Genomic DNA, 5394 nt, shown 5'->3' with positions numbered 1-5394 from the left:
CTCCCCCACGTGGGGGAGCTCGCCAGCTTCGCCGAGCGCGCGTCATCCTTCAACCTTTGAGATTGGCTAAGCCGCGATGACAGCCAATCTCCCTCCACGTGGGGGAGATGTCCGGCAGGACAGAGGGGGGCGCTACGGATCGCGACATCCGAGGTTTGCAGCAAATCCGCTCCGCCTAGACCCTTCTCTCCACCATCATCTTCTTGATCTCGGCGATCGCCTTGGCCGGGTTGAGGCCCTTGGGGCAGGTCTGCGCGCAGTTCATGATGGTGTGGCAGCGATAGAGCCGGAACGGGTCTTCGAGGTTGTCGAGCCGCTCGCCGGTGGCCTCGTCGCGGCTATCGATCAGCCAGCGATAGGCCTGCAGAAGCGTTGCCGGGCCGAGATAGCGGTCGCCGTTCCACCAGTAGCTCGGGCACGAGGTCGAGCAGCAGGCGCACAATATGCATTCGTAGAGCCCGTCGAGTTTCTCGCGGTCCTCGTGGCTCTGCAGCCACTCCTTGGCCGGCTCCGGCGACACCGTCTTCAGCCAAGGCTGGATCGAGGCATGCTGGGCATAGAAATTGGTGAGGTCGGGCACAAGATCCTTGACCACCTGCATATGCGGCAGCGGGTAGACTTTTACCGCGCCGGAAATGTCGTCGCAGCCCTTGGTGCAGGCGAGCGTGTTGGAACCGTCGATGTTCATGGCGCAGGAGCCGCAAATGCCTTCGCGGCAGGAACGCCGCAAGGTCAGCGTCGGGTCGATCTTGTTCTTGATCCACAGCAGCGCGTCGAGCACCATCGGCCCGCAATCGTCCATGTCGACGAAATAGGTGTCGATGCGCGGGTTCTCGTCATCGTCCGGCGACCAGCGATAGATGCGGTATTCCCGCAGATTGGTGGCGCCCTCCGGCTTTGGCCAGGTCTTCCCCGGCTTGATCTGCGAATTCTTGGGGAGCGTGAGTTCAACCATGTTCGATCCTCAATACACCCGGGCCTTGGGCGCGATCTTGGCGAGGCTGATGCCGCCGTCCTTTTCAGCCAGCTGCGGCTCGGTGTGCACCGGCCGGTAGGAGAGCGTCACCTTGCCGTCTTCGCTGAGCCTGGCCAGCGTGTGCTTGCGCCAGACAGCGTCGTCGCGCACCGAAAAGTCCTCGCGTGCGTGTGCGCCGCGGCTCTCCTTGCGCGCCTCGGCGCTGTAGACCGTGGTGATGGCATTGGCCATCAGGTTTTCCAGCTCCAGCGTCTCGACCAGATCGGAGTTCCAGATCATCGAGCGGTCGGACACTTTGATGTCCTTCAACTCGCCCCAGATCTGCGAAACGCGCTTGCAGCCGCTTTCGAGGGACTCCTGCGTGCGGAATACGGCCGCGTCTTCCTGCATCGCCTTCTGCATCTTTTCACGCAAGCTGGCCGTCGGCGTCGAGCCATTGGCGTGGCGCAGCCGGTCGAAGCGGTCCATGATCTTTTCGACCGAGGCTTCGTTGGGCGAAGGGATCGCCGACTTGCGGTCGATGACCTGGCCGGCGCGGATCGCGGCCGCGCGGCCGAACACCACAAGATCGATCAGCGAATTCGAACCGAGCCGATTGGCACCATGCACTGAGGCGCAGCCGGCTTCGCCGACAGCCATCAATCCGGGCGACACCTGGTCTGGATTGATCGCCGTCGGATTGAGCACCTCGCCCCAGTAATTGGTCGGCACGCCGCCCATATTGTAGTGGACCGTGGGCAGCACCGGAATCGGCTCCTTGGTGAGGTCGACACCGGCAAAGATCTTGGCCGATTCCGAAATGCCCGGCAGCCGCTCATGCAGGACGGCGGGATCGAGATGGTCGAGATGCAGGAAGATGTGGTCCTTGTTCTTGCCGACGCCGCGACCCTCGCGGATTTCCAGCGTCATGCAGCGCGAGACGACGTCGCGCGAGGCAAGGTCCTTGGCTGACGGCGCATAGCGCTCCATGAAGCGCTCGCCCTCGGAATTGACGAGATAACCGCCCTCGCCGCGCGCGCCCTCGGTGATCAGGCAGCCGGCGCCATAGATGCCGGTCGGGTGGAATTGCACGAACTCCATGTCCTGCAGCGGAAAGCCGGCACGCGCGGCCATGCCGCCGCCGTCGCCGGTGCAGGTGTGCGCCGAGGTGGCCGAGAAATAGGTGCGGCCATAGCCGCCGGTCGCCAGCACCACCATCTTGGCCGAGAAGCGGTGGATGGTGCCGTCATCCAGGTTCCAGGCGAGAACGCCGGTGCAGGTGCCGTCCGGCTCCATGATCAGGTCGAGCGCGAAATACTCGATGAAGAACTGCGCGTTGTTCTTCAGCGACTGTCCGTAAAGCGTGTGCAGGATGGCATGGCCGGTGCGGTCGGCGGCGGCACAGGTGCGTTGCACCGGCGGGCCTTCGCCATAGTTCATCATGTGGCCGCCGAACGGCCGCTGGTAGATCTTGCCCTCTTCGGTGCGCGAAAACGGCACGCCATAATGTTCGAGCTCGTAGACCGCGGCCGGCGCTTCGCGCACCAGATATTCCATGGCGTCGACATCGCCCAGCCAGTCCGAGCCCTTGACGGTGTCGTACATGTGCCACTGCCAGGAATCGGGACCCATGTTGGACAGCGAGGCGGCAATGCCGCCTTGCGCCGCCACCGTGTGCGAGCGGGTCGGGAACACCTTGCTGATGCAGGCGGTGCGCAGGCCCTGTTCGGCCATGCCGAGCGTGGCGCGCAGGCCGGCGCCGCCGGCGCCAACGACCACCACGTCGAACTTGTGGTCGACAAAGGTATAGCCTGCCGTGTTGGCTTGTTTCGCGTCCTTGGCCAACTCAGCCTCCGAATGCCAGCTTGAGCAGGGCGAAGATCGAGGCGACGCCGACCGCTATGGTGAAAAATGTATTGAGCGCGATCAGCGCCAGCTTCATGCCTTCGCCATGCACGTAATCCTCGATGATCACCTGCATGCCGAGCCGCATATGGGTAAGCCCGGAAATAAGCACCAGGGCCATCACCAGCGCGACGAACGGGTTGGCAAGAGCTGCCCGCACATGTGCGTAGTCGGCGCCGTTGAGCGCGATCAGGAAGCCGACGAAGAACAGGATCAGCGGGATGTTGGCGATCGCGGTCAGGCGCTGGCGCCAGAAATGCCCGGTGCCCTCGCGGGCGGAGCCGAGGCCGCGGACCCTCGCCAGCGGCGTGCGCATGTCGGTGTTTTTGCCGCTCATGGTCAGGCTCCCCGCGCCATATAGCCGGCGATCCAGATCAGCAGCGTGAGCAGGATCGAGCCGGCCAGCGTCGCCCAGGCGATCTTCGAGGCGGTATGCTTCTCGAGGCCGGCGCCGGTGTCCCAGACCAGATGGCGCACGCCACCCAGCATATGGTGCATCAGCGCCCAGGTGTAGCCGAACAGGATGAGCCGGCCGAGCCAGGTGCCGAAGGCCCAATTGGCCCAATCGAAAGTCGCCTGCGAGCTGGCCGCCGCCATCAGCCACAGGGCGACCAGCAGCGTGCCGAAATACAGCGCCCCACCGGTGATGCGGTGAATGATCGACATCGTCATGGTGATCGGCGGCCGGTACACGGTGAGGTGCGGCGAAATCGGCCGTTCACGTCTGGCAAATTCGCGGGTGGCTGGTGATTTGCTCATGGCTCCCCCAGTTCGGCGTCTCTCTGGAGCCTCAGGTGGAAATGCGGCATTGCCGCTTCCGGTTGCGACTTCGGACAGCCGGTTTCTAATGCTCTTTTTGCACCGCGTCAAAGCCAGAAAACCGTTTCGAAAACGTAATTTAGTCTGACTAAAAGGCCGGCTTAGGCTTCAATCGATTAGGCCGGGAGGCCCGAAGCCGGCTCGATATCGCTGCAGTGCAACATGTCTGGCCCAAGGGCCCGGCGGTGTTGAGATTAGCCCTAGCGTTTGCAGGTCTGCGGCGTCGACCCCTTCTTCATCACCAGCGCCTCGCGTCCGTCGATCACGATTGCGTCATGCGTGGCCGCCTGGTAGCGGCTGCTCTGGTTGGCGGGCGACGCCGCAAACTCCTCGGTCGCGCCATCGGACCCGACCACACGCAACGACGTGCCTAGATTTTGGATGGAGATCATACCGTTGTTGCCGCATCGGTAGGTGGCCGTGCCTATGCCGGATCGCGGCGCGGTAAGGTCGGTGATGATCTTGGCTGCAGCTGCCGGAGGCGCCGCGGCTGCGACGGACTGCTGAGCCGGCGCAGGTGAGACGACGACGGTATTGGCCGCCTTCGGCCCACTGTCCTGTGGCACACAGCCAGCGACGACCCCGAGCAACGGGAAAACGGACGCCCAAATCGGCCGGCGTAGCGCCATATGCTGTCCTCCCGCGCGGCAAACCAGCCGCGATGCTTTGCCAAGATCAAGGTCATCCCGACGCCGAGACGGACACCAGCCGCGATGGTGCGGCCAAGCATGGCCGAATAATGGCCAACGGGTTTTCCATCCAGTCGGATATTAACGGATATTAACCATGTTTACCGAGACATCGCCGCCAAACGCGCTGGCCTCTTAACAAAGGTTAAGAAAACGTTAATTTCTGATTCGAGGAGGCTTTCCCTCAGGACACGGAGGACGCCATGCGTTCGAATTCAGGCAGATCGCGCCTTGCGGCGCTCATCGTGGCGGCATCGGTCGTAGCCCTTGCAGCGCCAGCGCTCGCCGGCGCCCGGCATCAGGATCGCGTCTACGCTGATTCCTTCGGCAATCTCGTTGTCGACAGCGCCGCCGGCTACAAGCGCATCATCGTCGGCGAAGGCAAGCTGGCCAAGCAGCTATCCGACTACACCAGCGCCGGCCAGCCCAAGGTGATCTACGAGAACGAAGCCGACGAAATCAGCGGATACAGTGATTGCTACCGGCCGCCTGTGCTGGTGAAGGGCCGCTCCTATATGTACGGTCTCTCCGACGGCGAGATGCCCGAACTCAGCCCCTGCCGCTAGACACTTTGTTTGGACGCAATTTCCCAAGGGAAAGCGCTATGCGCTTTCCCGGGAAAACCGTTTCACACTTTTCCTGAAATTGCTCTGGCTTCCATTCCGGCTGACGACCAGTTGCCGGCCGGTCCGGCGGAGACGCGCACGCAATCGCGCCCGGCATTCTTCGCCTGATAGAGCGCCTGGTCGGCGCGCCGCATCAGATCGGCAAAGTCTTCGCTCGGATGAAGTTCGGCGACGCCGAAGCTCGCGGTGCAGCGGTTGTCTGCCGGCAGCCCGTCGATGGGCAGCCCGCCAAAGGCGCTGCGCGTCCCCTCGGCGAACAGCCGCGCCGCGGCAAGGTTGGTCCCCGGCAGGATGATGGCGAACTCCTCGCCGCCAATCCGACCCGCAACGTGATGCGCGGCTGCAGCTTCGCGCAGGAAGCCTGCAAAAGTCTCGATCACCCGGTCGCCTGACGCATGGC

Annotated in this window: 7 protein-coding genes; 1 reads left to right on the top strand and 6 read right to left on the bottom strand. The window is 63.4% G+C overall.

Features of this window, described 5'->3' with window-relative positions:
- Nucleotides 1-175 precede the first annotated feature (175 nt).
- The 5 genes from EN939_RS19435 to EN939_RS19415 all read right to left on the bottom strand — a co-directional run bounded on the left by EN939_RS19435 (nucleotide 176) and on the right by EN939_RS19415 (nucleotide 4308).
- Nucleotides 176-955: a succinate dehydrogenase iron-sulfur subunit gene (locus EN939_RS19435; protein WP_013528877.1), complete on the bottom strand. Its 780-nt coding sequence runs from the start codon at nucleotides 953-955 to the stop codon at nucleotides 176-178.
- A 9-nt stretch (nucleotides 956-964) separates the two neighbouring features.
- Nucleotides 965-2800 carry a succinate dehydrogenase flavoprotein subunit gene (gene sdhA, locus EN939_RS19430; protein WP_127269293.1) on the bottom strand — a complete coding sequence of 612 codons (1836 nt, stop codon included), beginning with the start codon at nucleotides 2798-2800 and terminating at the stop codon, nucleotides 965-967.
- 1 nt (nucleotide 2801) lies between these two features.
- The gene (gene sdhD / locus EN939_RS19425; RefSeq protein WP_127269292.1) at nucleotides 2802-3197 is read right to left on the bottom strand and encodes a succinate dehydrogenase, hydrophobic membrane anchor protein; all 396 of its coding nucleotides are present in this window, start codon (nucleotides 3195-3197) and stop codon (nucleotides 2802-2804) included.
- A 2-nt stretch (nucleotides 3198-3199) separates the two neighbouring features.
- On the bottom strand, nucleotides 3200-3619 hold the full coding sequence (gene sdhC, locus EN939_RS19420; protein WP_032900823.1) for a succinate dehydrogenase, cytochrome b556 subunit: 420 nt from the start codon (nucleotides 3617-3619) through the stop codon (nucleotides 3200-3202).
- Between the two features lie 260 nt (nucleotides 3620-3879).
- Nucleotides 3880-4308: a hypothetical protein gene (locus tag EN939_RS19415; protein WP_127269291.1), complete on the bottom strand. Its 429-nt coding sequence runs from the start codon at nucleotides 4306-4308 to the stop codon at nucleotides 3880-3882.
- A 263-nt stretch (nucleotides 4309-4571) separates the two neighbouring features.
- On the opposite strand from EN939_RS19415, the gene EN939_RS19410 reads away from it, so the two are divergent.
- Nucleotides 4572-4934, top strand: coding sequence for a hypothetical protein (locus EN939_RS19410; RefSeq protein WP_127269290.1), 363 nt, complete (start codon nucleotides 4572-4574; stop codon nucleotides 4932-4934).
- A gap of 62 nt (nucleotides 4935-4996) precedes the next feature.
- On the opposite strand, the gene EN939_RS19405 is transcribed toward EN939_RS19410, so the two are convergent.
- The coding region (locus tag EN939_RS19405) for a GGDEF domain-containing protein (protein ID WP_164751082.1) at nucleotides 4997-5394 on the bottom strand (398 nt) is incomplete at its 5' end.

This window comes from Mesorhizobium sp. M7A.F.Ca.CA.002.05.1.1 (assembly GCF_003998335.1).
Taxonomy (GTDB): domain Bacteria; phylum Pseudomonadota; class Alphaproteobacteria; order Rhizobiales; family Rhizobiaceae; genus Mesorhizobium.
Note: the sequence above shows the minus strand (reverse complement) of the source record. Positions and strands in the feature narration are given on the sequence as shown.